Consider the following 26420-nt stretch of genomic DNA (forward strand, 5'->3'; position numbering starts at 1 on the left):
GTGCTCCTTGGGGTCTTGGGATAAGTTCGGATGGAAGGGCGGCTATTCAGCCGCCTCTTGTGCGAAAGTTTTGGCGATAAAGCGGGCGCCCCATTCGAGTTGGCCTTCAAACTCGGCAATGGTTTTATCCAGCTCGGCGCGTTGTTGTTTCATCGCGGTCAGCCGTTCCTGCCCCAACTCATAGGTCTGGGTCAGTTGGGTGCGTTGTTGGTCCCCGATATAGTAGAGGTCCAGCAATTGGCGAATTTCCTCAAGTGAGAAGCCAAAGCGTTTGCCTTGCAGAATCAGTTTCAAACGGGCCTGCGAGCGTTTTCCGTACAGACGTTTCTGACCCTCACGCAGGGGGGATAACAGCTCTTTAGACTCGTAAAATCGCAATGTACGCGGGGTGACATCAAATTCTTCGCACATCTGGCGAATGGTCTTGCGGACTTCTGACATGAGTTACCTCTTTTACAGATTTGAATTATGATGCTTACGTGTACGTCAACATAGCACGAAACAAGTGCGTGTGCATTACGTTTACGTAAAGATACGCAACGTCACTTTGATTTTAACCATATTAGAAGGGGAAAACCCGGATGCAGTGCACCCGGGCGTGCCTAGCTGGCCTTGCCCGTGATGCGGGCGTTGGCCAGCCGCTCGGTGGTGCGCATTTTCAATTCACGCAACTCTTCCAGCGTTTCGGCCACTTGTTTATAGCGCGCTTCCATCTCGATTAATTGACGGTCTACCATGTCCATCAGGGTTTCGAGCTGGTTTTGCTGGTTTTCCTTGTCGTACATTTCCAGCCATTGTCGAATCTCTTCGAGGCTGAATCCCCAGCGCTTGCCCCGCAGGATCAGTTCCATGCGGGCAAACTCGGTTGGGCCATAATAACGGGTACGGCCTTCTTTTTCGGGAAAGATTAGTTCAATATATTCATAGTAACGCAGGGTTCGTGTGGTGACATCAAACTTTGCGCACATCTCTTTTAGGTTCAGGCGATCGCCGGGCATAATGTATCATTCCTCCCAGGAAGATTTGGGCGAAACCTACCAAACCTTTGACGGTTTGCAATACGAAACCCAATTCCGCACTGCAAAACCGACTTACCTAAAGGAAATTAGGGGCAAAAAAGTAGAAGCCATAGGCCACAATGAACGCGGGAATCGACGAATAGATCGTTGCAACAAAGGCTGCTTTGGGATTCAGCGCGATGGCAGGGAACAGCGCGTCGCCGTCATTGGCAATGGCATTCCCGATCAATGCAGAAAACGGCACCAGACCATTAATGTAGAATGTGGTCACCAGAATCTGCGGCCCGCAGCCCGGAATAAAGCCCACAAGGATCGCCATCAACGGAAGCGCGATGCCCACGGTGTTGAACAGGGATTCCAGATCAAGACCCGTAAAAGCGTTCACATATTCAAACAGCAAGAAGGCCAGAATAACCCAAGCGGTGATAAAGCTGGTCTCTTCTGTGACCCGCGTCACCGCAGAATCATCTGGATTGGTCATGGAATGGATAGGGGATGTGGCCCAGACCAGCATTGAAACTGTAATGCCACATAGGGCCAATGCGGTTGAGAAATCGGCAATCAGCCCGGAAAATTCAACCTGCGCCAATGCTGCGATACCGAAAAACAAACCCGGCAGAATAAGCGCAAGATACACGTAGTCCCGTTTGCGCGCCCGCCCGATCATCGGGATTTCCAACTGCGCCGTTTCGCTGGCATAGCTGCGTTTGTCCAACAGATCGACGATATACCCAGACAGAATCCCGATGATAAAGCTGGTTGGCAACAGGATCATCGCGGCCTCGGGGCGTTTGGCGATCAACAGAAAGGCCGCGTCGCCCATAGTGGCCGTCAGGGTCGCAACAATAGCGCCCATGGACACATTGCCTGACGAGTAAGCGGCCACAACAACCACTGCGCCCCCACAGCCGGGCATCGCGCCAAGCAGAGCGGCCAGTGGCACTTGGGCCAGTTTGGCATTGCGAAAGGTGGTGCCGATATCAAAGCCAAAGGCTTTTTCCGCGCCGTAAAACAACAACAAAGTGGCCGCCACGAATACAGCGACCCCTACATAGGCGTCTTCCAATGCGCCGCGTGTGACTTCGCCCAAGGTTCCGGGCATGGCTGCAAAGGCCAGCAACAACAGAGCCAGCAACATGCGATTGGTCCGCATCGGGCCAAATTGCTCCGGCAGCCCGAGAATCGCTTTGCCCGCACGTTGTGCGGCTTTTGACTGGCGGCCTACTGTATCTGGTTGCATTGTCACTTTTCTGTCCATTGCTGCTATTGCGAATTATTCTCAATTGCAAACTTAGGACTTGTGTAGTGAATTGCAAGTTAAATATCACTGACACACTATTTGGGCATATTACCGAGGAAGTTAGCAGGAATGACCGAAGAAGAATTACGCCAGCGTGTTGCCATCGCAAAACAATTTATGGCGGCTTTGCCGTTCTGTCAGGCGGTGGATATGCAAATAGACCAAGCCGGCGTGTCCGAGGCAACCATGTCCATGCCCTATAACCCGATGATCGTCGGTGACCCTGAAACGGGCGTGGTGCACGGGGGCGCGGTTTCGGCCTTGATGGATACATGCTGCGGTTTTGCGGTAAACCTGCATCCCGATTGCGCCAAACCCACCGCCACAATTGATTTGCGGATAGATTACATGCGCCCTGCAAAACCGGGCGAACGGATTATCGCCAAGGCCGAGGTGTATAAAGCGACGCGAACGGTGGCCTTTGTGCGCGCGATTGCCCATGACGGAGATGCAGAACATCCGGTGGCTACAGCCACAGGGGCCTTTGTTTTCAGCAAGATCAAATCAGCCGAGGTGGCATCATGAGCAAAACAGAAGCATTGCAGGTGATCAAGAAACGGCGGGACGGGGCGTTGGCGGCGCTGGTGGACAGTGTGCCCTACATTAAATTCCTCGGGATTTCCTTTGACCGTCGCGGGGACGAGTTAACGGCGCTGATGCAATTTTCGGACAAGCTGATCGGCAATCCTGCCTTGCCTGCGATCCACGGCGGGGCGACGGCGTCTTTTCTGGAAACCGCTGCTTTGATCGAACTTGCGTGGCAACGGGCTTGGAACGCGATGGAAGAAAGCCCCCAAGACGCCGAGACCGTGGCGGCTGCGGGGTATTTGCGCCTGCCAAAGACCATCGACTTTACCGTGGATTACCTGCGCCCGGGGCTGGCGCGGGATTGTTATGCGCGCGCCACTGTAAACCGGTCGGGCAGGCGATATGCCAGCGTCCACGTCGAAGCATGGCAGGACAATCGTGCCAAGCTGTTTGCGCAGGCCACGGGGCATTTCCTGATGCCCCGGCTTGAAACGGGTGCTTAACCCTGCCGCACAGCAATTGGTCTCTGAAGGACCCATGCGCCTGACCCATCGCCGCGTTTTGAATGTCGCGGTGCCGATTGTGATTTCCAATGCGACGATTCCGATTTTGGGGGCGGTGGACACTGGCGTTGTAGGCCAATTGGGTCTGGCGGCCCCTATCGGTGCAGTGGGGATCGGGGCGATTATCCTGACGGCAATCTATTGGGTCTTTGGGTTCTTGCGCATGGGCACGGCGGGGCTGACGGCCCAAGCGATTGGGGCAAAAGATCAAGGCGAGGTTTGTGCCCTTTTGGTGCGCGGATTGATGATCGGGCTGGCTGGCGGGCTGGCGTTCATCCTGTTGCAAGTGCCGGTGTTCTGGGCGGCGTTTCAACTGGCGCCCGCATCAGATGAGGTTGAGGGGCTGGCGCGCACCTATTTGCAAATCCGCGTCTGGAGCGCTCCTGCCGCCATCGCCATTTACGGGCTGACCGGCTGGCTGGTGGCCCATGAACGCACCAAGGCCATTCTGATACTGCAACTGTGGATGAACGGGCTGAACATCCTGTTGGATCTGGTGTTTGTGCTGCAATTGGGCTGGGGCGTTGCGGGTGTCGCAAGCGCGACAGTCATTGCAGAGATCAGCGGGCTGGGGCTTGGCCTGTGGCTGGTTCGGGACGCCTTTAAAGGAGATTACTGGCGCAATTGGGCGGTTGTGTTTGATCGGGTGATCCTGCGGCGCATGGCCTCGGTAAACGGGGATATCATGATCCGTTCGATCCTGCTGGAAATCGGCTTTGTGTCGTTTCTGTTTCTGGGGTCTTCGTTTGATGATACCACTTTGGCGGCCAATCAGGTGTTGATCCAGTTCCTGTTCATCACCGCCCATGGCATGGACGGGTTTGCCTTTGCCGCGGAGGCCTTGATCGGGCAGGCGCTGGGTGCAAAGGACCGCAAGTCTTTGCGGCGCAGTGTTTTGTTAACCAGTTTTTGGGCTGCTGTGGTGATCTTCATCCTGTCTACGTTTTTCGCCCTTTGCGGTGGCTGGCTGATCGACGTGATGGCCAAAGCCCCCGAGGTTCAGATCGTAGCACGGGACTATTTGTTTTGGATGGTACTGGCCCCGTTTCTGGGCGGCCCGTCGTGGATGCTGGATGGCATCTTTATCGGCGCCACCCGCAGCCGCGATATGCGCAATATGATGGCACTGTCTTTTGGGATTTATTGGCTGTCGGTCTGGTTGCTGTTGGAACCCTTTGGCAATCACGGGCTATGGGCGAGTTTGATCATCTTCTTTGTGGCGCGCGGGGCGACGCTTGCGGCCCGCTATCCCGCGTTGGAGCGGGCAGCGGATGCGTGATTTGAGTATTTGTGGAACATTGAAGCGGATGTGTCGGGTTATTTGAACAGGTCGAGAACGGCTTCGGGAGGGCGGCCTATGGCGGCTTTGGTGTCTGTCAGAACCACAGGGCGTTCGATCAGGATCGGGTTTTCCTCCATGGCTGTGATCAACGTTTCGGCGCTGTCGGTTTTGCTAAGGCCCAGTTCTTTGAACCGTTTTTCGCCAGCGCGCATCAGTTTGATGGCGGGGAGGTCAAGTAATGCCAGCGCGGAGCGGATGTGCTCGGCTGTGGGCGGTGTGTCCAGATAGCGGATTACGGTTGGCGTATGGCCTGCGGTTTGCAGCAGGTCTAGTGTTTGGCGGGATTTAGAGCAGCGCGGGTTGTGCCAGATAGTCAGGGTCATAGCCACAGGTGCCTTTCGGTTCCAACTGCCTCGGCCACTGAAGCAAAGCCGTCTTTGGCCAACAGGCGATCCAGTTCGGTTGCGATGTCCTTGGCAAGGGACAGGCCGCCATAGACCAATGCGGTGTAAAGCTGCACGGCCGAGGCACCGGCGCGGATTTTGGCATAGGCTTGGGCCGCGCTGGCAATGCCACCCACGCCAATCAGGGGGATGGTCCCTTCGGTCAACTGGCTGAGTTGGGCCAATATGCGGGTTGATTTTTCAAACAATGGTTGGCCCGACAGCCCGCCTTGCTGATCACGGTCCGCGCTTTTCAGCCCGTCGCGGGACAGGGTTGTATTGGTGGCGATGACTGCGTCGAGCTTGGCGTTTAGGGCTACTTCGGCGATGTCTTGCAATTCGTCACTGGTCAGGTCGGGGGCGATTTTCAAAAAGATCGGAATTTTGCGATCCAGCCCGTTGCGGGCGTCCACCACCCCTGCCAACAGCGAGGCGAGGGCGGCTTTGCCCTGTAGATCCCGCAGTTTTTCTGTGTTGGGGGATGATACATTCACCGTGGCGAAATCCACATGTGCGCCGCAGGTTTTCAGGACTGTTGCAAAGTCTGCCGCTTTGTCGCTGGCGGTTTTATTCGCGCCAAGGTTCAACCCGACGATGCCTGTTTTCGGGCGCGTTGCCAGCCGTTCAGCAATGGCATCTGCCCCGTCATTGTTAAACCCAAAGCGGTTGATCGCAGCCGCGTCTTCGCGCAGGCGGAACAGGCGGGGTTTGTCGTTGCCAGATTGGGGCAGGGGCGTGGCCGCGCCCACCTCGATAAAGCCAAAGCCCGATTGCAGCAGGGGTTTTATCGCGGTTGCGTTTTTATCGAAACCTGCGGCCAGCCCGATGGGGTTGGGCAGGGACAGACCTGCGATTTTGGTTTTTAGCCGTTCAGTGGTGACGGGGCCGGATTTCGGGGTCAGCCCCATTTGCAGGGCTTTGATCGCAAGGCTGTGACCCGTTTCTGGGTCCATCTGATACATGGCCGCGAGCGCGAGCTTTTCAGTCAGCCTCATGCCATTTTGGCCGGAAATTGATGGCCATCCGCGCCAAGGGGCAGTTTTGCCGCCCAAGCCACATGCTCCATTTTGAACGGGGCGTAAAGATGGGGGAATTCAGCCCCGCCGCGTGAAACCTCCCATTCCAGCGCATCCATTTTTTGGGTGTCTGCGGCAATCAGCCAAAGCCCTGCCTCGCCTGCAAAATGTTTGGCCGCTGTTTCGCGGGCCTGTTTGGCTGTAGAGAAATGCACGTAGCCATCGGACAGGTCGATGGGTGCACCAAGGGTTTCACCATCAGACTGCATGGCAGCCCATTCGTCAGAGCGGAAGATTTTGTATATCAGCATAAAGCGGTGATGCCGTGAGATCGGCATCAGGTCAAGGTGGATTGATGCTCGACAGGGCACAGAAACCGTGCGACCGCTGAGCCTGCATTTTAAAGGAGCCGTTTGAATGTCACGTGCCCGCGATTTGACCACAGGCCCAATTTCAGGGCATTTTCGTGCGTTGGCCGTGCCGATGGGCATCGGGATGGTGTTTAACACGCTCTATAATGTGGTGGACACGTTTTATGCGGGCCTGTTGTCAACCGATGCGCAGGCGGGGCTGGCGATTTCGTTTCAGGTGTTTTTCGTGATGATCGCCTTTGGCTTTGGCCTGAATGCAGCGCTGAGTGCGTTGGTCGGGCGGGCCTTGGGGCAAAAGCGGCTGGGGCAGGCGAAGCGGATCGCCTGTCAGGGGATCACCTATGCGGTGCTGGCGTCGGGTGTTCTGGCGCTGGTGGGGGTGGTGGTGACGCCCTATTTGCTGGCGATTGTGTCTGAACCGGGCGGCTACCGCGATGCGGGGCAGGCCTATTTGCAGATTTTGTTGTTTACCGCGCCCAGTTTTCTGGTGGCGTTCAGTGCCAATGGAATTTTAGGTGCGCAGGGGGATATGACGTCTATGCTACACGCGCAGATTGCGTCATTTTTTGCTAATCTGGCGCTGAACCCGTTGTTTATCTTCGGAATCCCAGGGGTGATTGACGGGATAGGCTTTAACGGAATCGCACTGTCTACGGCTGTCAGCCAGACGGGGGTGACGGTGTTTATTCTGTACCGTGTGTTCCAGTCGGATGTGATGGCCCATAATCAGGCAGCGGTGTTCTGGCCGCGTTTCAAATGGCTAGGGCAGATCACACAGCAGGCGGTTCCGACCAGTTTTACCATGATGGTGATGATGCTGGCGGGCTTTGTGGTGCAGTATTTCCTTAAAGGGTTTGGCGGTGCGGCGGTGGCGGCTTATGGTGTGGGGCTGCGGGTGGAACAACTGATCCTGCTGCCCGGATTGGGGCTATCAGGAGCATTACTGCCTATTGCGGCGCAGAATTTTGGTGCTGGACAGTTTGATCGCGTGCGCGAGGCGTTGTGGTTCTGTTGCAAGGCGGGGCTGGTCCTGATGCTTTCCGGGTCTGTGCTGCTGTGGGGGGCCGCGCCCTATGCGATTGCGGTGTTTAGCGACGACCCCGACGTGATCCGCATCGGATCGAATTACCTGCGCGTGGATGGGTTTATCCTGCCCGTTTACATCATCCTGTTTTCGATGAATTCATTCCTGCAAGCCTTGCAAAAGCCGATCTATACCCTGTGGATCGGTATTTACCGCCAAGCCTTTGGTGTGTGGTTTTTCAGTTGGCTTTTGGTGCGAGTGTTTGATCTGGGCACATGGGGCGTTTGGTTCGGCGTGGCCATTGCGGTGACCACAGGGCTGGTGCTGTCCCTGACTGTTAGCGCAAGGGTGGCGCGCGACCAGATTGGTGGATGGCGTCAGAAACCCGCTGTATAGTACAGCAGATGAATGCCGGTTTAACAGGGGGTGTGATCAGCCGTAACGGGCTTGAAGCACGTTGAACAAAGACAACATGCGGGGGGCGGGTTCTTTGCTGTTGGGATGATATTGCGGAATTTCTGCCTTGATTTTCAGGGTCTGCGAGGTGCGCAGAACATGGGGATCAGGGGCGTTTGTACAGGGTGTTTTGGGCGCGGATTTGCGCGGGTCGAATTGGGATGCCATTTGCTGTGCCTCTTGACTGCCGCGCCATTCTTGAGGGCGCTTAACACAGCCACGGTGCGCCCTGAATCGGGCGGAAATGGGGCGGGTATGGGATTTCAAGAGGCCGAATCCGCCTAATTACACTAAAATGCAACAGTTCTGTGGCGTAACAGGCACAGTCTTCTTGAGCGAATTATTTCCGGCTTACCCGTTTCATAACAACCGAGTCGCCGCCCATATACTGGGCCACATGGGATTTCTGATAGCCCAGTTTCTCCGCGAGTTTTTGAGATACAGTGTGATCAGGGTCAAAAATAGCGACAGTTTCGTCAAACCGCGTATCACCCCAATCAAGGGCTGCATTCATTGCCTCGCGGGCAAAGCCTTGGCCTTGAGCCCAAGGGGCGATGACCCAGCCTGCTTCGGGGGTATCGCCCAAAGGCGGGGTCATATCGCGTTTGTAATTGGCAAAGCCGATTTCCCCGACAAAGCGGTCGTCATGGGTTGTGACGCACCAATAGCCATAGCCCAGTATCTGCCAATGTCCGTTATAGCGCAGCAGGCGGGACCATGTTTCGGACGGGGTTGCGGGCTGGGAAGATATGTATTTTGTCACCGCAGCATCGCCCCACATGGCGGCGGACTCGGCGTAATCCTGCACGCGGTGGGCGCGCAGGATTAGGCGTTCGGTATTCAGTCTGGGGGCGATGGCTGGCATGAAGGGATCAGCGCATGTCCGGCGGGGTTGCTTCGCCAGTCAGATCAGCAAGCACGCTGTCCAAAGCCTGAACACTGGTGTTCTTTTCGCCCAGACGCCGCACGGAAACGGTGCGTTCTTCCACTTCTTTCATGCCGATCGCAAGGATCACAGGTACTTTCCCAAGCGAATGTTCACGGACCTTATAGTTGATCTTTTCGTTGCGGATATCCGCCTCGGAACGCACGCCCGCAGCGTTCAGGGCTGCAACAACTTCGTGAACGTAATCATTTGCATCCGACACAATAGAGGCCACAACAACCTGACGCGGAGCCAGCCAGAATGGCAATTTACCCGCATGGCTTTCGATCAGGATACCGATGAACCGTTCAAACGACCCCAAGGTCGCGCGGTGCAGCATATAGGGGCGGTGTTTCGCGCCGTCTTCACCGATGTAATTCGCGTCCAGCCGCTCGGGCAGGTTGGGGTCCACTTGGAAGGTGCCGCATTGCCACACCCGACCAATGGCATCGGTCAGTTTAAAGTCCAGCTTTGGCCCGTAAAACGCGCCTTCACCCGGATCGAGCGTGTAAGAATGGCCAGTTTTCTTGATGGCGCTTTCCAGGGCGTTTTCTACGTGGTCCCAAGATTCTTCGGTTCCGACCCGTTTTTCAGGGCGGGTGGCGAACATGATTTCGAAATCTTCAAATCCAAGATCGCTGTAGACTGACGACAAAAAGTCGATGAAACGGGCGCATTCTTCTTCGATCTGGTCTTCGGTACAAAAGATATGCGCGTCGTCTTGGGTAAAGCCGCGCACCCGCATAATGCCGTGCAATGCGCCCGAGGGTTCATAGCGGTTGCACGAACCAAATTCAGCCATACGCAGGGGCAGATCGCGATAGGATTTCAGCCCTTGGTTATAGACCTGAACGTGGCAGGGGCAGTTCATTGGCTTCAGCGCGTTGATGGATTTTTCCCGTGCATGGTCTTCGTCCACTTCAACGATGAACATATGTTCCTGATATTTGTCCCAATGGCCCGATGCTTCCCACAATTTGCGGTCCACAACTTGCGGGGTGTTCACCTCTACATAACCGCCAGCCCGCTGTTTGCGGCGCATGTAATCCTGAAGAGTTGTATAGATGCTCCAGCCGTTCGGGTGCCAGAAAATCTGGCCGGGCGCTTCTTCTTGCATGTGGAACAGGTTCATTTCGCGGCCCAGCTTGCGGTGGTCCCGTTTGGCGGCCTCTTCCAGCATCAAAAGATGGGCTTTCAGGTCGTTCTTGTTCTTGAACGCCACGCCGTAGATGCGTTGTAACATGGCGTTGTTGGAATCACCGCGCCAATAGGCCCCCGCAACCGACATCAGCTTAAAGCTGTCACCCGGAACCTGCCCTGTGTGCTGCAAATGCGGTCCGCGGCACAAGTCTTGCCAGTCGCCGTGCCAATACATGCGCAGAGGTTCGTCGCCCGGAATGGCGTCGATCAGTTCAACTTTGTAGGGTTCGTTATTGTCTTTGTAGAATTGCACCGCGCGGTCCCGATCCCAAACTTCGGTGGTCACAGGCTCGCGCTTGTTGATGATCTCGCGCATCTTTTTCTCAATCGCGCCGAGGTCTTCTGGGGTGAACGGCTCTTGCCGGTCGAAATCGTAATACCAACCGTCTTTGATAACGGGGCCGATGGTGACTTTCACGTCCGGCCACAGTTCTTGCACGGCGCGGGCCATGATATGGGCGCAGTCGTGCCGGATCAGTTCCAAGGCTTGGGCGTCGTCTTTGATGGTGTAGATCGCAAAATCTGCATCGGTGTCGATGCTGCGGGACAAATCGCGGTGTTCGCCGTTCACAGAACAGGAAAACGCGGCTTTGGACAGGGATTTCGAAATATCCGCGGCCACCTCTGCGCCAGTGGTACCGGCAGGGTAAACGCGTGCTGCGCCATCGGGAAGGGTAAGGGTAATGTCGGCCATCTGTTGGCACCTCCATCATTTTGGCGCCTACGAAACGCCCGGTTGCGGTTATGTTGCCGCGGTTCTGGAGATGAAGATGCTATATGTCAAGTGGGGTCTAATATAGTGATCTAAACTTCGAACCCTTACCCTCGGGTAATAGAAATAAACCATTTGCAAGTCGTGCTCGTTGATCACAAATTTTATCCCACTGCCAAAGAATCGTAGCAGCTTGTTGTGTGATAGTTTGTTTACCGACCGTAGGAGACAAATAAAAAGTTAGAACCCCTGACCTGATAATCGCCTCGCGTTCTGGTTTACGCTTCGCGTTGGCCACGTCCTTCGAAATGACCACCCAGTCACGTTCTTTTCCTAAGCCCGCGAAATAGTCAATATCTTCTATATCAACAGGAAATTTGTCCCGTAATGGGATTGCTTGATGTCCTAATGGGCGCACAAGCAAGTCCAGTGCTCGAGGGATCACAGGTGGCATATTATGATCAAATAATACGTTTACCATTCTCGTCTTGCTGTTTTTCTAAAGAATTTTCGTAAGCAATTGCATTCTTAATAATTGGTTTAGGAATGTCATATATCGAACTTAAATATTCAAAGTTTTGATGGTAATGAAACTCGTCAAACAGTGTTCTTGTAGAAACACCGTATTTATCCAAAAGTGGCGCCCCGAAAAGCCGCTTCGGGTCGATAACAATACTGTTTGAGGAGTGTGGCCGCCATCTCACTGCCTTGCCGTTATCGTATTCAAGATTTTTTATCGACTGACTGACAATTCTTGAAAATACTTTCTGGCCAGCATTCTCTCTGGCAAGGCTGTAATATTCGCCATCTTGTTCCAAAGCGGAAATTAAAATTTGCGTGCCGTCAGTCTTGAAGACTAAGGTAGACAAAGGATGCGCAACGCCTAACTTATCTTTCGCAAACTCAATTGCATAACGAATTGATTGGAGAGAAATATTTGCTTTTCGAAATGCCCTTACGACTCTAACTTCAATGAGATCTAGAAAACTCAATTCAGTTGTATCTTCTATATCTTGATAGCGAGCTTTCCACAGCGGATCTGTGGGGCCGCTCCCCCGAGTCCAACGTAGAATTTCTTGTGGAGTGCTTGCAATGAGGCGCGCCGCTTGCCGTGGCGTGTAGATTCCTTCTCCAAATATCTCAAAGTCTCTCGGCACTTGCGGTCCTCCTCCCTCTAAATATAGGTAATGTTAGCGAAGTCCAACAGTATCCGCCTTCTCTCTCCAAATTGAGTATTTCTGTGCCCCACCCCCGTCCTCTCTGGCTGATCCTTGCCCCTGTTATTTTTCTGCTGCTGTGGTCGGGAGGCTACACAGTGGCTAAGATCGGTCTGCAATATGCGCCGCCTTTAACCTTGTTATTACTGCGGTTCGGCTTTGTGGTGCTGATTATGGCGGTGCTGTTTGTGGTGCTGCGCCCGCCTTTGCCTCAAACACGGGCGGGGTGGTTGCATCTGGCGATTGTTGGGGTGCTGATCCAGACGGTCTATTTCGGGTTCAGCTATATTGGGTTTGTAAACGGTATAGCGGCGGGCACATTGGCGTTGATCATGTCGTTGCAGCCCATTGTCGTGGCCCTGATCGCGCCGCGCTGGACGGGCGAGCGGATCGGCTGGCGGCAATGGGGCGGCTTGGCGCTTGCCCTTTTGGGTACGGCAGTGGTGATTGTGGCACGGCTGGATATCGGGCCGGCGCCCGTGCTGGGGTTTGTCTTTGCCACTTTGGCGCTGGCAGGGATTGTGATGGGCAGCCTTTGGGAAAAACGGTTCGGGCGCCAGCATCATCCGGTGACTGCCAATCTCGTGGGCTACAGCGCGGGGCTGGTCTGTTTGTTGCCCTTCGTGGCAGCGCTGGGTTTGGGCCATGTCAGTTGGACCGCGCCGTTTATCTGGTCGCTGGGGTATTTGGTGATTGGCAACTCGGTCATCGCGGTCGGATTGCTTCTGGCGATGATCCGCGCGGGCGAAGTTTCGAAAGTCTCGGCGCAACTGTTTCTGGTTCCCCCTGTGGCTGCGGTGATGGCGTGGTATGTTTTGGGCGAACACATGCCCGTGCTGGCATGGCTGGGGCTGGTGCTGGCGGGCTTGGGGGTGTTTATCGCAACGCGGAAAAGCAGGCCCCCGCTTTAGAATGCCTAATTTGACAGATCGACTCAAGTCTCGGTAGAGTGGGGCATATTTCGCTCTATTTTAGCTATACGTTGAGGGATCATGCCTGATTATGCCACGGACCCGCCGCCCCCCGAAAAGAAACCCGTAAGAAGCTATTCGGCGCTGCGGCCATCCAAGTTGATCGTGGAGATCGGCGCGGCTGCGTTATGCCTGCTACTTATTGCTGTATGCGGTCTGCTGGTGGTGGATCAGTTACGCAATTGGACAAGCGAGCACTATCGTCTGGCGCAGGTTGAACGTCGCGATTTTTATTGTGCCAGACATTTTGATGACTCTAAGGTTTTGTCCAGCAACGCTACTGATATTCAAAGGGCCGAATATGAGGTGCAAAAGCTGCTAGAGGACGCGCGGATGCGTGCATTGCCGACTGATAGTCTGGGGAAGCTGAGTACCTTTATGCTCTGCGCCAAAGTGTCGAAGGTTTCGCTGAATACGGTCGAAATCATCGAAACTGACGAGGTAGGTCAGGTGGCTGCCTTGAAAGCCGTTGAAAATGTGGAAGAATTGCGGGGGCGCTTGAAGGGGGTTAAAGCAGCGGTCAGGCGGTTTCCCGACACGATTTATCAGGAACAAGACCGGATTCTGGTGGCTTTGCGGGTTTCTGCCGAAAAACAGGTTGATCCGGTTCAAGTCGCAGATATTGATCCCAGTGATAGCAATCGCTGGCTGATTGTTGCGGGCGCCGATCAGTCAGATGAGGCAGCTTTGGTAGAAGTAAAACGGTTGAAAGCTCTGGTGGCCGAACTGCCCGATAATCTGAAAACCGCAGCCCTGCCACCACAGATTTATCTGATCGGGTCATGGCGGCGAACGGCTGTGCCTTTTGACAGCCAAGCGACTGCTGCGGCTGCTTTAGAGGCCCTACTCCCCAAACTGCCCTATGGCGGGTATCTGCGCGCCGAAGCGCAATGGTGCCCTGATGCGACCGCAGGCACATCTGTTGGCACAGGGAATGGCAGCACTCCTGTGACCAAATGCGGGCCCTAAATCACATTGCTTGCGCATTGATGTTGAGGGTTCTGTAAAATTCGTGCATGCGGATTGTATGACAACACTTATATTCAACAAACCATTCAATGTTCTGTCGCAATTCACATCCGAAGGCGGGCACCGATCGCTGGCTGAGTTCATCAAAGTCCCTGCGGTCTATGCCGCCGGACGGTTGGATCGTGACAGCGAGGGGCTGTTGGTGCTGACTGACGACGGGGTTTTGCAAAACAAAATCTCCTCTCCGAAATACAAAGCGCCCAAAACCTATTGGGCGCAGGTCGAAGGTATTCCTGATGATGCGGCCATCAAGGCGCTGCGCGCGGGGGTCAAACTGAAAGACGGCATGACCCGCCCCGCCGAATGTGACATGATGAAAGAGCCTGCGGGGCTTTGGCAACGCGACCCGCCTGTGCGCTATCGCAAAAGCATTCCTGACAGCTGGATTTGCCTGACCATCCGCGAAGGGCGCAACCGTCAGGTGCGGCGGATGACAGCGGCGGTGGGATATCCTACATTGCGGTTGATCCGCTACCGTGTCGGGGACTGGACCATCGACGGGGTGGAAAACGGCACATGGAAAGAAGTGCAGGTTTAAGAGGGCAGAATGGCTGAGTATCTAAACGCAAACGAACGGCGCATCGCCTATCACAAGCTGGACGGGAACGGTCCGGGCGTGGTGTTCCTCGGCGGGTTCAAATCCGACATGGACGGCACCAAAGCGGTCTATCTGCAAGACTGGGCGCAAGCTCAGGGACGGGCATTTTTGCGGTTCGATTATTCGGGCCACGGGCAAAGTTCCGAAGCTTTCACAGATGGCTGCATTGGCGACTGGGCCGCGGATGCTTTGGCGGTTCTGGATCAGTTAACCGATGGTCCGCAGGTTCTGGTGGGCAGCTCCATGGGCGGCTGGATGTCCTTGCTGACCGCACGGGCGCGTCCTGAGCGGGTCAAAGGGCTGGTTGGCATCGCCGCTGCGCCGGATTTCACCGAAGATAGCATGTGGGCTGGCTTTTCCGAGGCACAAAAGGCTGAAATGGCTGCCACGGGGCGGGTGGAACTGCCCTCTGACTATGACGACGGCCCCTATGTGATTACCCAGAAACTGATCGAGGACGGGCGCAATCAACTGGTGCTGCGCAGCCCCTTATCGCTGCCGTTTCCAGTGCGTTTGTTGCACGGAACAGCGGATGTGGATGTGGCAATGTCGGTGCCGCTGCGGATCGTGGACCATGTGGCCTGCGACGATCTGCGGCTGACCTTTGTCAAAGGCGCGGATCATCGGTTTTCGGATGATGCCTGCCTGAAAATGATCACGGATGCCGTCACCGAGGTAAGCCAATGAATGTAACCCAAGCCGTAGCACAGCGCCGGTCCTGCCGCGCCTTTCTGGATACTGAAATAGACGTGGATACAGTGCGCGATGTGCTGGTCAAAGCAGCGCGTGCAGCTTCTGGCGGCAATGTGCAGCCGTGGCGTGTGGTGCTGCTGCACGGTGCGCGGATGGCGGAATTTAAAACTGAAATGGCGGAACGCTCGGCCAAGGGTCTGGTGGATACGCCGGAATATCCCGTCTATCCGCAACCCCTGAAAGAACCTTATCGCAGCCAGCGTTTTGCGGTTGGCGAAACCATGTATGCCCAGCTTGGCATTCCGCGTGACGATAAAATGGCACGGCTGAAATGGTTCGCCAATAACTACCAGTTCTTTGGCGCCCCCGTCGCGGCATTTCTGTTTGTAGATCGCGATATGGGTGCGGCGCAATGGACCGATCTTGGCGGCTATCTGGCAACCGTGATGCTGCTGCTGGAAGAGGCGGGTCTTGCGTCTTGTCCGCAGGAAGTCTGGTCCACGCAGCATAAATTTGTTAGTGGGTTTGTGGATGCGCCCGCCGATGAAATGCTGTTTGCAGGGCTGTCCATTGGCCTACCCGATACAACCCACCCAGTGAATGACTTTATGACCACACGCGCCGCACCAGAAGTCTGGCTGCGCGACGCGTGATCTTGTCAGCTGCGGCGTGTTTTGCGCTGCACCACTGCCGCCAAAGTCAGGGCAACCAGCAGTGTCAATACCAAGGCCACCAGCAAAACCGCCAGTGATTGCGCCGTTGGCGACAGCGCACCAAGGGCCGAAAGGTTCAACACGCCAAACAGCGCTGTGATCCAAGACGCGACCCCGCCGGTTGTGATCTGCAACCCGATGGTGGCGGCCAGCAGGATCAGGCAGGTCACGCTTGCCCCCAAAATCACCATGCGCTGGCCAACGGCAGGGTGGTGGCCAAAACTGGCGCGGCGATAGGATGTGAACAGACGGGCCAGGTCTTGTTGGACGATCAGCAGGGACGGCACCACCAGCAGCACCAGAAACAGCCCCACGCCCAGCCCGTAACACAGGGTTATAACCGTGGGCTTCAGGAATTCCGCCTGACGTGATCCTTCATACAGCAGAGGAAACAGGCCCAGAACAGTGGTCAACGTAGTCAGCAATACGGGGCGCAGGCGATCCACGGCGGCGTCTACAATCGCAGGATACAGCCCTCGGGTTTTAGAATAATCATCCACCGTGGACACCAGTACAATACTGTCATTGATGATAATCCCCGACATGCCAATCAGCCCCACAACCGAGAACATGGACAGCGAAACACCCCAAGCATAATGGCCGTAGATCGTGCCGATCAGCCCGAAGGGGATCACCGCCATCACCACCAAAGGCCGCGTCCAGCTGGCGAAAATCCATGTCAGCGTCAGGTAAATCCCCAGCAGACACAGGCCGAATCCCAGCATGGCGTCGGACAGGAATTCCTGTTCCTGTTCCGCAAGCCCGCCCATGCGCCATTCCACCCCCAGATCGGCGGCGATTTTGGGCATGATCGCGTCACGCAGTTGGGTTTCAACAAAGGTGGCGCGGTCCGGGTCGTCTTCGGAAATTTCTCCGGTCACGGCGATCAAACGGATGCCGTTTTCCCGCCGCACGGTGGAAAAGCCAACGCTGGTATCGACGCTGACCACATCGGATAAGGGTACATAGGTGCCAGAAGGCGTGCGCAGGCGGGTTTTATCCAGAAAATCGGCGGTCAGTTCGGATTCGGGCAGACGCACAGTGATTTCACCCGTGCGGACACCAATAGGAAAACTTGCGGCCTCTATCCCGTTCAAACGATTGCGCAATTCACGTCCGATGGTGTCAATGGTAAAGCCAAGGGATTGCCCCTGCGGGGTTAATTCCAAGACCAGTTCGTCTTTGTCATAGGCCAGATTATCCTCGACGGCAGAAACCTCGGGGTATTGAATTACGGCGGCTTTCAAGGCTTCGGAGGCGCGTTTCAACGTATCTGCATCTGCGCCATAGATCTGGATATCCAGACTGTCGCCCCCCGGACCAGACCGCCAGCCACGAAAGCTGACGGTTTCGGCAAGGGGGAGTTCGCGCACATTGGCTTGAATGGCGGCGACCAGTTCAAAGGACGTATAGGGGCGGCTGTCTGCGTCGATCAGTTCCACCGCTATAGACCCCAGCTGATCCGCGTCTTTGGTGTCTGATCCGGCAAGCCCGCGCCCTGTGTTGCCGCCCACTTCGGCCAGAACATAGGTGACAGGGTTGATGCCGTATTTTTTCTCATACTCGGCGGCGGTGTCGGTCACGGCGCGTTGTAATTCACGCACCATTTCAAGGGTGTCTGCCCGCTTTGCGCCCGATAACATGGCAACATTTCCCGAAATCGACGCCTGCTCGGGGGCGTTGAAAAACCGCCAGCGCACTTCGCCTGACAGGAACAGCGCAGATTGCAAGGCCAGCAAGAAAACCACGCCTGCCAGCACCGGATAACGCAGGATCAGCACCCAATTGACGAAGCGGCGGAACAGGGTCTGGCGGAACCAGTCAAAACCCTTGTTGAACGTGGTCGAGGGCCAGTCATACCAGCGTTTCTTGTTAATCGCGGCAAGGGCGTGGGACATGTGGTTGGGCAGGATAATGAAGCATTCCACCAAAGACGCCATCAGCACAACGATCACGGTAAACGGAATATCCGCGATCATCGTACCAAACCGCCCGCCCACAGCCGTAAGCGCAAAAAACGCGATGACGGTGGTGATGGTGGCCGAAAACACGGGTGCTGCCATACGTTTTGCAGCATTTTCAGCGGCGCTGATCGGGTCTTCACCCAAAGTGCGGGCGCGGTAATCGGCGTGTTCGCCCACCACGATTGCGTCATCCACAACAATCCCAAGCGTGATAATCAACCCGAACAGCGAAACCATATTGATGGTCAGCCCAAAGGCATACATCAGGGCAATGGCTGCAAACATGGCCACAGGAATCCCCGCTGCCACCCAAAACGCTGTACGCGCATTCAGAAAAATAAACAGCAGCAGAACCACCAGCCCCAGCCCCATCAAGCCGTTGTCCACAAGGATGGTTAAGCGGTCTGTGATCGCCTGCGCGCGGGTGCGGATCAGTTCAATGGTGACGCCCTCTGGCAGGGTCAGTTGCATTTCGGCGGCCACTTGTTGGACCTGATTTTGCATCTGAATGGCATCACCCTGATCCGCGCGATCCACACGGATCGACACGGCGGGATTGTCGCCCACATAATAACTGCGTTCGCGGGCGACGCCTTCAACCACCACGTCGGCCACATCGCCGACCCGCAGTTTTGATCCGTCCGGATTTGATCGGACAACCACATTTTGCACCTGATCCGCACTGCGCTTTTCCACGCCGGTGCGCACACGGGCCGATCCGCCTGCCACATCACCAGCGGGGTCGGTTTCGGCCTCTTCTGCGATGGCGGCGGCGATCTGGGCCAGTGTTACATCGTTGCGGATCAGGGAGAATTCAGGTGCGTTCACCACAATTTCAGGGGCCGCCACGCCGCGAATGGTGGTGCGGGTGACGCCAACGCGAAACAGGCGGGCGGCGAATTCATCGGCAAAGCGGCCCAGTTGATCGGTGGAAACAGGGCCGGAAATCACCACATCCGTGACCCGATCCCGCCATGCCCCGCGCCGGATTGTGGGCTCATCCGCGCCTTCGGGCAGGTTGGTCACGGCATCCACGGCGGCTTTCACGTCATCGGCGGCGCGCCCCATGTCCCAATCCGGTTCGAATTCCAGTTGGATGCGCGCAGTGCCCTGCGTGGCCGAACTTGTGGTGCTTTCGATGCCTTCAATGGTCAAAAGGGCCGGTTCCAGAACCGATACGATGCCGTTGTCCACATCCTCGGGGCCAGCGCCATCCCAACTGACGCCGACTGTGATACTGTCGATGATCACATCGGGAAAAAACTGCGAGCGGATTTGTGTGGTAGAGCCAAGGCCGATCACCAGCATCAGCACCAGAAGCAGGTTCGCGGCGGTCTTGTGGCGGGTGAAATAGCTTAGAATACCGCCCGCTGTCGGGGGAAGCTGCCGCATTGCCATGACCTAGCCGCCCATCCGCTGGGTAATGCGGTCTACCATGGTTTTGGGCACACGAGTCTGGCGCAGGCTTTGAACCATGGCCAGTTTGCGCTCAGCAGGAATGCGGTCGTTTTTTTGTATAAAATCGATCAGGCGCTGGCGCTGGTCTTCGGTGATTTCAATCGTGTCGTTTTGCGGCGGGGGCGGGGCAGACTGTTCTGCTATGACATCGCCCGAGCTGCGTGGTTCGACCCGAATGCCCGTCCCCAGTTGGGGCGCGCGGGCCAGTACAATTTGACGCCCGGCCAGATGGTCGGCACGTACAATCAGGTTATCCCCCTGTTTGCGCAGGATTTCTACGGTGGCTTCTTCCAGACGGTTGTCTGCACCGATCAGCAGTACCGCGCCGTTGGTGGTGGCGGCTGTAGCTGGGATATTTGCCACATTGTCCAGCGGCGGTTCGCGCAGAGTCACTGTGACGAAATCCCCCGGCTGGATGCCAAGCCCTGCCGCGTCTTGGACTTTTGCGAATAATTCGCGCCCGGTCATTCCTTCGCCAACGGCGGCGGATACGCGGTCAATCTGGCCCGAAAACCGGGTGCCGCTGGCCACGTCAATCTGAACTTCGGCCTGTTGCAACCCGTTATCCGCAGCGGCCAGCGCGCGAAATTCGCCCGATGACACCCGAAACGAGACTTCCAGTGCGGTGGGGTCGATCAGGCTGCCAAGCTGTTCGTTTGCGTTCACCAAACGCCCCAGAACGGCGCTGACACCCGTTAGAACACCGTCGAAATCTGCAACAACTGTGGTTTCGGCCAGCACCCGCGCGGCCTCGTCACGGTTGATCTGGCGACGGCCCAACAGGGTTTCTGCCCGCGCAATTGCAGCTTGTGCATTGGCCAGCGACAGGCGTTTGGCCAAAAGGGCCTGCTCTGCGGCAGATACAGCCAGTTCGGATGTTTCCATCGCCGTATCCGTGCCCAGCCCGCGATCACTTAGGGAGTTTTGCCGTTCCATCGCTTTGCGCCGCAGGTCCCGTTGGTCAGTGGCGGCTTTGACCTCGTCTTCGGCCAAGGACAGATTGCGTTTTGCGTCCAGCAGATCGGCTTCGGTTTCGGCCAGTTCGTTTTGGGAAATCAATAATTTGGAGCGGGCGTTGGCGGGATCAGACTGAAACAGGATCTCGCCTTTTTTAACCACGCCGCCTTCGCGAAAGCTGTCAGAAATTTGCACCAAAGCGCCACTGGCCGCCGCGCGCAGTTCCAGCGTGCGGCCTGAAATCACCTCTCCGAAGGTTTTGATTTCGGGGGCGTGACGGCCGAGGGTTAGATCGGCCACCTCGACAGTAAACACCCGCTCGCGGGCCTGCCGATTGCCAAAGCCGCCACTGCTGCGATCTTTTAGAGCGGTGACAAGGCTGTTGCCCGCCAGCGCCAGCAGCGCGACGGTAAGCGTCAAGAGCATCAGGCCCATCAGGCTTCGTGTGACAAAACGCATTGTGATCCTTTGGATGATCCGTTGTGAAAATTACCAGTTGGGTCTCTTTACCGTCGATTATACGCCTTGGAATTTAAATTCCGTCGCGCAAAACCAAAGAAAATCAATTCTGCGTGTCTAAAGTAGCGAAATAGTGGCGCAGAATGGCGCCAGCGGCGGGCATTAGGGGCAAAGATTCGATCTGGACACGGGTGAGAAAGGCAAAGCCTGCGCCCTCGCCAAGGCGGATTTGGCTGGGGTCCACGGATATGGTGGCGGTAAAGGCGTAAAGCCGCGTACCAAACAGGGATAATGCGCGGGCCAGCGGGGTCAGGGCTGTGGGGGGCAGGATCAGGCCAGTTTCTTCGGCGAATTCGCGCAAGGCTGCGGCTTGCAGGGTTTCGCCTGCTTCGACCTCGCCGCCAAAAATGCTCCATAAACCGGGGCCTGCGGTGCGCTCGTTGATGTCTCGCAATTGCATTAACAGGCGGCTATGCTGGTCCAGCAAAATGACGCCTGCGGCCTGTTTGCCTGTCTCGGCCCAATCCCCTAGGGTGACAAAATCCCCGCTCATTTGCGGCGCTGGTGTTCGGTCAGGCGGGGCATGATCTCGACAAAGTTGCAGGGCATGTGGCGGTAATCCAGTTGCGCCCGTAAAATGCCGTCCCAGCCGTCTTTGCAGGCACCGGGCGATCCGGGCAGCGCAAACAGATAGGTGCCTTGGGCCACGCCGCCGCAGGCGCGGGACTGGATTGCGCTGGTGCCGATTTTTTCGGCTGAAATCATCGTGAAATAGGTGGAAAATGCGTCGATTTCTTTCTCATAAACATCGCGGTGGGCTTCAACCGTAATATCGCGCCCAGTAAGCCCTGTGCCGCCGGTGGAAATTACCGCGTCTATGTCGGGATCGGCACACCATGCGCGCAGTTGCTCTGCGATCTGGTTGCGCTCATCGGGCAGGATTTTACGATCTGCAAGGATGTGATTGTCCGCGGTCAGGCGATCCACAAGGGTCTGACCGGATTTGTCATCATCAAGGGTGCGGGTGTCTGACACGGTCAGAACGGCAATACGGATCGGGATGAATTGGCGGTCGCTCATGCTCGGCTCGTTTCGTGTTGGGGGTTACAGATCAAACCAGTTCACCGAGGGGCCAAGGTTGTGGACCTGTGTATCGCCGATCTGCCCCGATGTGCCCCAGCTTTCGTGAATATGGCCGCAAAAGAAGAACTTTGGTTTCAGCCGTTCAATCGCCGCACGCAGGGACGTTGACCCCACATGCGTGCCGTTTGCGGTTTTATCCCCCAGATGGATCGGGGGGGAATGGCTGACGATAATATCCGCCTGATGGCAGTTTTCCAGCATTTCGGTGGCTTCGGTTTCGGTCAGATCGACGGACCAGTCGGTGAAAGGCGAAATCGGGATGCCATAGCCGATGCCGAATACTTCTATCGTGCCGATGGCGTGGGACTGGCCGTGCAGCACGGTCATTTGGGACGGGGCCACGGCGCACAGCGCATCTGCGGTTTCGTGGTTTCCGGGCACGGCAATGATCGGGCAGGGGATCGCGGACAGCATATCTACCGCTTGTTGCAGGCCTTTGTGAAAGTTGCAAAAATCCCCTGCCGCAATCACCAGATCGGCCGATGCACTGGCGGCAACCAGCAGATCCGCATGGGCCTGATTTGCGTGGAGGTCGGAAAAGGCGAGGATTCTCATGGCTGCAACCTTGCTTTGATGGCCAGCAGATCGTTCCAACTGTCCCTTTTCTTGGCGGGGTCGCGCAACAGGGCGCTGGGGTGGAACATGGGTAGGACGGGTTTGCCAAACGCTTCAACCCAAGTGCCGCGCATACGAGTGATGCCGGTGCGCCCCAGCAGGGCTTTGCAGGGGATATTCCCCAGCGCGACAATCACATCAGGGTTCACCAGCGCGATGTGGCGTTCCAGAAAGGGCAGCATCATGGCGATTTCTTCGGGTTCGGGATCGCGGTTTTGTGGGGTGCGCCACGGCAGGACGTTGGTGATGTACAGCGCTCCTTGGCCATCTTCATTTTCCCGTGAAAGCCCAATGGCGGCGAACATCTTATCCAGCATCGCGCCTGAACGCCCCATAAACGGCGCGCCGGTTCGGTCTTCGTCCCGACTGGGTCCTTCGCCGATAACCATAACCCGCGCCGAAGCGTGCCCCGCTGCAAACACCAGATTGCGCGCGCCTTTTTTGATGGCGCAATGTTCAAACACTGCCAAAGCATCGCGCAGGGCCGTCAGATCATTGCAGCGCCCCGCCATAATACGGGCAATGTCAGGCGCGCTTTCCTGCACCTGCGGGATCACGGGGATGAAATCGACGGGTTTGATGTTACTGTTGGGTCCGGTCTTGGGGATCGCGCCTTTGGCTGGCTTCACAGCCTGTTCATAGCGATTGACGGGCGTGTCCTGAATCGCCTCATCGGCGCCAAGGTCGATCTGCCATTCAAGGGCAGTCAGGTCGGCATAATAGCTGGCGATATCGGTCATGTGAGGCCCTAGATTTGACCGCTAGGGTATCAAAGCCGGATAGGAGTCGTAAATCCCTTGTTTCGCATTTGCCAGCCGCCTATAACGCGCCCAAGTCAACAAAGAGGTCGGCCATGACGTTCACCGCCCAGCACCTTTTAGGGATAGAGCATCTGTCCCGCGACGACATTGTTTCCATACTTGATCTTGCGGAACAATACGTCGCGCTGAACCGGCAACCCCATAAACACGTAGACACATTGGCGGGTATGACCCAGATCAATATGTTCTTTGAAAATTCCACCCGTACGCAATCCAGTTTTGAAATTGCGGGCAAACGATTGGGTGCGGATGTGATGAATATGGCGATGGGGGCCAGTTCGATCAAAAAGGGTGAAACGCTGATTGATACGGCGCTGACCCTGAATGCGATGAACCCCGATTTGCTGGTGGTGCGCCACCCCCATTCGGGCGCGGTTGATCTGCTGAGCGAAAAGGTTAACTGCGCGGTTTTGAACGGCGGGGACGGGCGGCATGAACACCCGACCCAAGCCCTGCTGGATGCGCTGACCATTCGCCGCGCCAAAGGCCGCCTGCACCGCCTGAGCGTGGCGATTTGCGGTGATATTGCCCACAGCCGCGTGGCCCGCAGCAATATTTTCCTGCTGAATAAAATGGAAAGCCGCATCCGCCTGATTGCCCCCGTCACCCTGCTGCCCGCTGGTATTGATCAATTCGGGGTCGAGGTGTTCGACGACATGGCCAAGGGCCTAGAAGGTGTTGATGTGGTGATGATGCTGCGGCTACAGCGCGAACGGATGGACGGCGCGTTTATCCCCAGCCCCCGCGAGTATTACCACCGCTGGGGACTAACGGCAGAAAAGCTAAGCCACGCCAAAGAAGACGCCATCGTCATGCACCCGGGCCCCATGAACCGCGGCGTTGAAATCGACGGCGACATCGCCGACGACCTAAGCCGCAGCGTTATTCAGGAACAGGTGGAAATGGGCGTCGCCGTACGCATGGCCGCGATGGAACTGCTGGTGAAAGCAAGGCGAGAAGCACAGCGGGATGTGGGGGTGATGGTATGACGATCATCCTAACAAACGCCCGCCTGATCGACCCTGAAACCGCTACGGAATTCTACGGTTCGGTTGTGATCCAAGACGACATCATCAGTCAGATCATTGCGGATGGCGACACCCTGCCCAAGGGCGGTGAAATCATTGACTGTAACGGCAAATACCTTGCCCCCGGTATCATCGACATTGGCGTAAAGGTGTGTGAACCGGGCGAGCGCCACAAGGAAAGTTTCCGCACCGCAGGCGAAGCCGCGGCCGCAGGGGGGGTGACCACGATGGTTGTACGCCCTGATACCGAACCCGCTGTAGACAGCCCCGAAACCCTGCAATTTGCCCTGCGCCGTGCGCTTGATGTATCGCTGGTTAACGTGTTGCCCATGGCTGCACTGACCAAAGACCGCGCCGGTCGTGAAATGGCGGAAATCGGTTTTCTGCTGGATGCAGGCGCCGTGGCCTTTACCGATTGCGATGCGGTGAACCGTGACAATAAAATTTTCGGGCGCTGTTTAAGCTATGCCAATGCCATGGGGGCTTTGGTGATCGGCCATGCGCAGGAACCTGTGATGTCGGACGGGGCCTGCGCCACTTCCGGCCCGTTTGCCAGCAAACTGGGCCTGCCTGCGGTGTCCACCATGGCGGAACGCATCCAGTTGGAACGGGATATGGCTTTGGTCGAAATGACCGGCGCACGCTATCATGTGGATCAACTGTCCAGCGCGGTGTCCCTGCCTGTGCTGGAACGGGCCAAAGCGGCGGGGTTGCGGGTGACGGCGGGGGTTTCGATCCATCACCTGACCCTGAACGAGCTGGATATCGACGGCTATCGCACCTTCTTTAAGGTCAAGCCGCCGCTGCGTTCCGAAAGCGACCGTGTTGCCATGGCACAAGCGGTGGCCAGCGGGCTGATCGACGTGATCTGTTCCATGCACACCCCCCAAGACGAAGAAAGCAAGCGCCTGCCCTTCGAAGAGGCCGCAAGCGGGGCTGTCGGGTTGGAAACCTTGCTGCCTGCGGTGTTGTCGCTGGTGCATGCAGGGCATATGGAACTGCCCGTTTTGTGGCGGGCGCTGTCGCTGAACCCTGCAAAACTGCTAGGGCTGGGTGCGGGGCGTCTGGCCGTTGGCGCACCTGCGGATCTGGTGCTGTTTGATATGCACAAACCTTTTGTGATGGACCGGTTCAAACTGCGCTCCCGTTGCAAAAACACGCCGTTTGATGAACGCCGCATGCAGGGCGCTGTTTTGCGTACCTTTGTGGGAGGCGCCGAGGTATACTCGGCCCCCTAAACACAGGAGGCTTTGATGCCGGTATTTGATCTTACTCTGTTCAGTCTGGTGCTGATTGTAGCGGCCTATCTGCTGGGCTCTGTGCCTTTTGGCATGGTGATGGCGCGGATCATGGGCTTGGGCAATCTGCGCGATATCGGGTCAGGCAATATCGGGGCCACCAATGTCTTGCGCACGGGCAACAAAAAAGCGGCGTTTCTGACGCTGGTCTGTGATGCGGGCAAAGGCGCTGTTGCGGTTCTGATTGCCCGCGCGCTGGCAGGGGAAGGCACCGCGCAACTGGCAGGTCTGGCCGCGTTTCTGGGCCATTTGTTCCCGATCTGGCTGGGATTTAAGGGCGGCAAAGGGGTTGCAACCTTTCTGGGGCTGCTGCTGGCGCTGTCATTTCCTGTCGGGCTGGCAGCTTGTGCCAGTTGGCTGGTGGCTGCGGTGCTGCTGCGGATTTCATCGGCCAGCGCGCTTGCCGCGGCTCTTGTAACGCCCCTGTGGTGCTGGACGCTGGGTTATTCACAGGGCATTGCCCTGACCGGTGTTCTTGGACTGCTGATATGGTGGGGCCACCGCGCCAATATCAAGCGGTTGGCAGCCGGAACAGAGCCTAAGATCGGGCAGAAGTAGCCGTCACGGAAAATTGTTGCGATAAAATCCAATAGCCCTAATGTTGTGTATAATGAAAT

29 protein-coding genes are annotated in these 26420 nt (G+C 56.5%); 12 read left to right on the top strand and 17 right to left on the bottom strand.

Annotated features, from left to right (window positions below; translation table 11 throughout):
* Window positions 1–42: 42 nt before the first annotated feature.
* From GGE09_RS04065 to GGE09_RS04075, 3 genes are all read right to left on the bottom strand, one after another.
* A complete protein-coding gene (locus GGE09_RS04065) occupies window positions 43–441 on the bottom strand; it encodes a MerR family DNA-binding transcriptional regulator (protein ID WP_309744113.1) in 399 nt (132 codons plus the stop codon).
* A gap of 161 nt (window positions 442–602) precedes the next feature.
* Entirely contained in the window at window positions 603–998 is a 396-nt protein-coding gene (locus tag GGE09_RS04070; RefSeq protein ID WP_309744114.1) for a MerR family DNA-binding transcriptional regulator, read from the bottom strand.
* Between the two features lie 97 nt (window positions 999–1095).
* Window positions 1096–2259: a putative manganese transporter gene (locus tag GGE09_RS04075; protein ID WP_309744831.1), complete on the bottom strand. Its 1164-nt coding sequence runs from the start codon at window positions 2257–2259 to the stop codon at window positions 1096–1098.
* A 129-nt stretch (window positions 2260–2388) separates the two neighbouring features.
* Between GGE09_RS04075 and GGE09_RS04080 the strand changes: the two genes are divergently transcribed.
* The 3 genes from GGE09_RS04080 to GGE09_RS04090 are packed head-to-tail and all read left to right on the top strand — an operon-like array spanning window position 2389 to window position 4689.
* Window positions 2389–2844 (top strand): PaaI family thioesterase, encoded by a 456-nt coding sequence (locus tag GGE09_RS04080; RefSeq protein WP_309744116.1) that lies wholly within the window; start codon window positions 2389–2391, stop codon window positions 2842–2844.
* On the top strand, window positions 2841–3350 hold the full coding sequence (locus GGE09_RS04085) for a PaaI family thioesterase (RefSeq protein ID WP_309744117.1): 510 nt from the start codon (window positions 2841–2843) through the stop codon (window positions 3348–3350). Before GGE09_RS04080 ends, GGE09_RS04085 begins: the two co-directional genes overlap by 4 nt.
* A 34-nt stretch (window positions 3351–3384) precedes the next feature.
* Entirely contained in the window at window positions 3385–4689 is a 1305-nt protein-coding gene (locus GGE09_RS04090) for an MATE family efflux transporter (protein WP_309744119.1), read from the top strand.
* A 38-nt stretch (window positions 4690–4727) separates the two neighbouring features.
* Here GGE09_RS04090 and arsC read toward each other — a convergent pair whose 3' ends face one another.
* The 3 genes from arsC to GGE09_RS04105 are packed head-to-tail and all read right to left on the bottom strand — an operon-like array spanning window position 4728 to window position 6462.
* Window positions 4728–5075, bottom strand: a complete 348-nt coding sequence (arsC, locus tag GGE09_RS04095; RefSeq protein WP_309744121.1) for an arsenate reductase (glutaredoxin) — start codon at window positions 5073–5075, stop codon at window positions 4728–4730.
* Window positions 5072–6130, bottom strand: a complete 1059-nt coding sequence (locus tag GGE09_RS04100; protein WP_309744123.1) for a quinone-dependent dihydroorotate dehydrogenase — start codon at window positions 6128–6130, stop codon at window positions 5072–5074. The genes arsC and GGE09_RS04100 overlap by 4 nt, the downstream gene beginning before the upstream one ends.
* Window positions 6127–6462 (bottom strand): DUF952 domain-containing protein, encoded by a 336-nt coding sequence (locus GGE09_RS04105; protein WP_309744124.1) that lies wholly within the window; start codon window positions 6460–6462, stop codon window positions 6127–6129. The genes GGE09_RS04100 and GGE09_RS04105 overlap by 4 nt, the downstream gene beginning before the upstream one ends.
* Before the next feature lie 106 nt (window positions 6463–6568).
* On the opposite strand from GGE09_RS04105, the gene GGE09_RS04110 reads away from it, so the two are divergent.
* Window positions 6569–7942 (top strand): MATE family efflux transporter, encoded by a 1374-nt coding sequence (locus GGE09_RS04110; RefSeq protein WP_309744126.1) that lies wholly within the window; start codon window positions 6569–6571, stop codon window positions 7940–7942.
* A 36-nt stretch (window positions 7943–7978) separates the two neighbouring features.
* Here GGE09_RS04110 and GGE09_RS04115 read toward each other — a convergent pair whose 3' ends face one another.
* From GGE09_RS04115 to GGE09_RS04135, 5 genes are all read right to left on the bottom strand, one after another.
* Entirely contained in the window at window positions 7979–8170 is a 192-nt protein-coding gene (locus GGE09_RS04115) for a hypothetical protein (RefSeq protein ID WP_309744128.1), read from the bottom strand.
* A 172-nt stretch (window positions 8171–8342) separates the two neighbouring features.
* The gene (locus GGE09_RS04120; protein ID WP_309744130.1) at window positions 8343–8867 is read right to left on the bottom strand and encodes a GNAT family N-acetyltransferase; all 525 of its coding nucleotides are present in this window, start codon (window positions 8865–8867) and stop codon (window positions 8343–8345) included.
* Window positions 8868–8874: 7 nt separating this feature from the next.
* Entirely contained in the window at window positions 8875–10821 is a 1947-nt protein-coding gene (gene thrS, locus GGE09_RS04125; RefSeq protein WP_309744131.1) for a threonine--tRNA ligase, read from the bottom strand.
* Between the two features lie 97 nt (window positions 10822–10918).
* On the bottom strand, window positions 10919–11320 hold the full coding sequence (locus GGE09_RS04130; protein WP_309744133.1) for a hypothetical protein: 402 nt from the start codon (window positions 11318–11320) through the stop codon (window positions 10919–10921).
* A complete protein-coding gene (locus tag GGE09_RS04135; RefSeq protein ID WP_309744134.1) occupies window positions 11301–11996 on the bottom strand; it encodes a hypothetical protein in 696 nt (231 codons plus the stop codon). Before GGE09_RS04135 ends, GGE09_RS04130 begins: the two co-directional genes overlap by 20 nt.
* Before the next feature lie 83 nt (window positions 11997–12079).
* On the opposite strand from GGE09_RS04135, the gene GGE09_RS04140 reads away from it, so the two are divergent.
* The 5 genes from GGE09_RS04140 (at window position 12080) to GGE09_RS04160 (ending at window position 16000) form a co-directional block, all read left to right on the top strand.
* Window positions 12080–12967: a DMT family transporter gene (locus GGE09_RS04140; protein WP_309744136.1), complete on the top strand. Its 888-nt coding sequence runs from the start codon at window positions 12080–12082 to the stop codon at window positions 12965–12967.
* 81 nt (window positions 12968–13048) lie between these two features.
* Window positions 13049–13996, top strand: a complete 948-nt coding sequence (locus tag GGE09_RS04145) for a hypothetical protein (protein ID WP_309744138.1) — start codon at window positions 13049–13051, stop codon at window positions 13994–13996.
* A gap of 58 nt (window positions 13997–14054) precedes the next feature.
* Entirely contained in the window at window positions 14055–14594 is a 540-nt protein-coding gene (locus tag GGE09_RS04150) for a pseudouridine synthase (RefSeq protein WP_309744139.1), read from the top strand.
* Between the two features lie 9 nt (window positions 14595–14603).
* The gene (locus GGE09_RS04155) at window positions 14604–15341 is read left to right on the top strand and encodes an alpha/beta hydrolase (RefSeq protein ID WP_309744141.1); all 738 of its coding nucleotides are present in this window, start codon (window positions 14604–14606) and stop codon (window positions 15339–15341) included.
* Window positions 15338–16000: a nitroreductase gene (locus GGE09_RS04160; RefSeq protein ID WP_309744143.1), complete on the top strand. Its 663-nt coding sequence runs from the start codon at window positions 15338–15340 to the stop codon at window positions 15998–16000. The genes GGE09_RS04155 and GGE09_RS04160 overlap by 4 nt, the downstream gene beginning before the upstream one ends.
* Before the next feature lie 5 nt (window positions 16001–16005).
* Here GGE09_RS04160 and GGE09_RS04165 read toward each other — a convergent pair whose 3' ends face one another.
* The 6 genes from GGE09_RS04165 to GGE09_RS04190 all read right to left on the bottom strand — a co-directional run bounded on the left by GGE09_RS04165 (window position 16006) and on the right by GGE09_RS04190 (window position 23396).
* Window positions 16006–19422 (bottom strand): efflux RND transporter permease subunit, encoded by a 3417-nt coding sequence (locus GGE09_RS04165; RefSeq protein WP_309744145.1) that lies wholly within the window; start codon window positions 19420–19422, stop codon window positions 16006–16008.
* 3 nt (window positions 19423–19425) lie between these two features.
* Window positions 19426–20898 carry an HlyD family efflux transporter periplasmic adaptor subunit gene (locus GGE09_RS04170; RefSeq protein WP_309744148.1) on the bottom strand — a complete coding sequence of 491 codons (1473 nt, stop codon included), beginning with the start codon at window positions 20896–20898 and terminating at the stop codon, window positions 19426–19428.
* 103 nt (window positions 20899–21001) lie between these two features.
* Complete coding sequence (locus GGE09_RS04175; RefSeq protein ID WP_309744150.1) at window positions 21002–21451, bottom strand: NUDIX domain-containing protein; 450 nt, start codon at window positions 21449–21451, stop codon at window positions 21002–21004.
* Window positions 21448–21978 (bottom strand): molybdenum cofactor biosynthesis protein B, encoded by a 531-nt coding sequence (gene moaB / locus GGE09_RS04180; protein WP_309744152.1) that lies wholly within the window; start codon window positions 21976–21978, stop codon window positions 21448–21450. Before moaB ends, GGE09_RS04175 begins: the two co-directional genes overlap by 4 nt.
* A 24-nt stretch (window positions 21979–22002) precedes the next feature.
* Window positions 22003–22596, bottom strand: a complete 594-nt coding sequence (locus tag GGE09_RS04185; protein WP_309744153.1) for a metallophosphoesterase — start codon at window positions 22594–22596, stop codon at window positions 22003–22005.
* Entirely contained in the window at window positions 22593–23396 is an 804-nt protein-coding gene (locus tag GGE09_RS04190; RefSeq protein WP_309744155.1) for a uracil-DNA glycosylase, read from the bottom strand. Before GGE09_RS04190 ends, GGE09_RS04185 begins: the two co-directional genes overlap by 4 nt.
* 113 nt (window positions 23397–23509) lie before the next feature.
* Between GGE09_RS04190 and GGE09_RS04195 the strand changes: the two genes are divergently transcribed.
* The 3 genes from GGE09_RS04195 to plsY are packed head-to-tail and all read left to right on the top strand — an operon-like array spanning window position 23510 to window position 26361.
* A complete protein-coding gene (locus GGE09_RS04195) occupies window positions 23510–24466 on the top strand; it encodes an aspartate carbamoyltransferase catalytic subunit (protein ID WP_309744158.1) in 957 nt (318 codons plus the stop codon).
* Window positions 24463–25743, top strand: a complete 1281-nt coding sequence (gene pyrC / locus GGE09_RS04200; RefSeq protein ID WP_309744160.1) for a dihydroorotase — start codon at window positions 24463–24465, stop codon at window positions 25741–25743. The genes GGE09_RS04195 and pyrC overlap by 4 nt, the downstream gene beginning before the upstream one ends.
* A 15-nt stretch (window positions 25744–25758) precedes the next feature.
* A complete protein-coding gene (plsY, locus tag GGE09_RS04205; protein ID WP_309744162.1) occupies window positions 25759–26361 on the top strand; it encodes a glycerol-3-phosphate 1-O-acyltransferase PlsY in 603 nt (200 codons plus the stop codon).
* The last annotated feature ends 59 nt before the right edge of the window (window positions 26362–26420 follow it).

The sequence above is a fragment of the Roseobacter sp. N2S genome (genome assembly GCF_031454055.1).
In the GTDB taxonomy this organism is placed as follows: domain Bacteria; phylum Pseudomonadota; class Alphaproteobacteria; order Rhodobacterales; family Rhodobacteraceae; genus Amylibacter.

Bases quoted from the DNA above. Each gene is read 5' to 3' on its own strand.
- moaB (WP_309744152.1), bottom strand. From the start codon at position 21,978: ATGAGCGACCGCCAATTCATCCCGATCCGTATTGCCGTTCTGACCGTG.
- pyrC (WP_309744160.1), top strand. From the start codon at position 24,463: ATGACGATCATCCTAACAAACGCCCGCCTGATCGACCCTGAAACCGCT.
- GGE09_RS04090 (WP_309744119.1), top strand. From the start codon at position 3,385: ATGCGCCTGACCCATCGCCGCGTTTTGAATGTCGCGGTGCCGATTGTG.
- GGE09_RS04070 (WP_309744114.1), bottom strand. From the start codon at position 998: ATGCCCGGCGATCGCCTGAACCTAAAAGAGATGTGCGCAAAGTTTGAT.
- GGE09_RS04185 (WP_309744153.1), bottom strand. From the start codon at position 22,596: ATGAGAATCCTCGCCTTTTCCGACCTCCACGCAAATCAGGCCCATGCG.
- GGE09_RS04175 (WP_309744150.1), bottom strand. From the start codon at position 21,451: ATGAGCGGGGATTTTGTCACCCTAGGGGATTGGGCCGAGACAGGCAAA.
- GGE09_RS04170 (WP_309744148.1), bottom strand. From the start codon at position 20,898: ATGCGTTTTGTCACACGAAGCCTGATGGGCCTGATGCTCTTGACGCTT.
- GGE09_RS04110 (WP_309744126.1), top strand. From the start codon at position 6,569: ATGTCACGTGCCCGCGATTTGACCACAGGCCCAATTTCAGGGCATTTT.
- GGE09_RS04120 (WP_309744130.1), bottom strand. From the start codon at position 8,867: ATGCCAGCCATCGCCCCCAGACTGAATACCGAACGCCTAATCCTGCGC.
- thrS (WP_309744131.1), bottom strand. From the start codon at position 10,821: ATGGCCGACATTACCCTTACCCTTCCCGATGGCGCAGCACGCGTTTAC.
- GGE09_RS04085 (WP_309744117.1), top strand. From the start codon at position 2,841: ATGAGCAAAACAGAAGCATTGCAGGTGATCAAGAAACGGCGGGACGGG.
- GGE09_RS04100 (WP_309744123.1), bottom strand. From the start codon at position 6,130: ATGAGGCTGACTGAAAAGCTCGCGCTCGCGGCCATGTATCAGATGGAC.
- GGE09_RS04080 (WP_309744116.1), top strand. From the start codon at position 2,389: ATGACCGAAGAAGAATTACGCCAGCGTGTTGCCATCGCAAAACAATTT.
- arsC (WP_309744121.1), bottom strand. From the start codon at position 5,075: ATGACCCTGACTATCTGGCACAACCCGCGCTGCTCTAAATCCCGCCAA.
- GGE09_RS04165 (WP_309744145.1), bottom strand. From the start codon at position 19,422: ATGGCAATGCGGCAGCTTCCCCCGACAGCGGGCGGTATTCTAAGCTAT.
- GGE09_RS04130 (WP_309744133.1), bottom strand. From the start codon at position 11,320: ATGGTAAACGTATTATTTGATCATAATATGCCACCTGTGATCCCTCGA.
- GGE09_RS04065 (WP_309744113.1), bottom strand. From the start codon at position 441: ATGTCAGAAGTCCGCAAGACCATTCGCCAGATGTGCGAAGAATTTGAT.
- GGE09_RS04105 (WP_309744124.1), bottom strand. From the start codon at position 6,462: ATGCTGATATACAAAATCTTCCGCTCTGACGAATGGGCTGCCATGCAG.
- GGE09_RS04160 (WP_309744143.1), top strand. From the start codon at position 15,338: ATGAATGTAACCCAAGCCGTAGCACAGCGCCGGTCCTGCCGCGCCTTT.
- GGE09_RS04150 (WP_309744139.1), top strand. From the start codon at position 14,055: ATGACAACACTTATATTCAACAAACCATTCAATGTTCTGTCGCAATTC.
- GGE09_RS04155 (WP_309744141.1), top strand. From the start codon at position 14,604: ATGGCTGAGTATCTAAACGCAAACGAACGGCGCATCGCCTATCACAAG.
- GGE09_RS04190 (WP_309744155.1), bottom strand. From the start codon at position 23,396: ATGACCGATATCGCCAGCTATTATGCCGACCTGACTGCCCTTGAATGG.
- GGE09_RS04145 (WP_309744138.1), top strand. From the start codon at position 13,049: ATGCCTGATTATGCCACGGACCCGCCGCCCCCCGAAAAGAAACCCGTA.
- GGE09_RS04115 (WP_309744128.1), bottom strand. From the start codon at position 8,170: ATGGCATCCCAATTCGACCCGCGCAAATCCGCGCCCAAAACACCCTGT.
- plsY (WP_309744162.1), top strand. From the start codon at position 25,759: ATGCCGGTATTTGATCTTACTCTGTTCAGTCTGGTGCTGATTGTAGCG.
- GGE09_RS04195 (WP_309744158.1), top strand. From the start codon at position 23,510: ATGACGTTCACCGCCCAGCACCTTTTAGGGATAGAGCATCTGTCCCGC.
- GGE09_RS04075 (WP_309744831.1), bottom strand. From the start codon at position 2,259: ATGCAACCAGATACAGTAGGCCGCCAGTCAAAAGCCGCACAACGTGCG.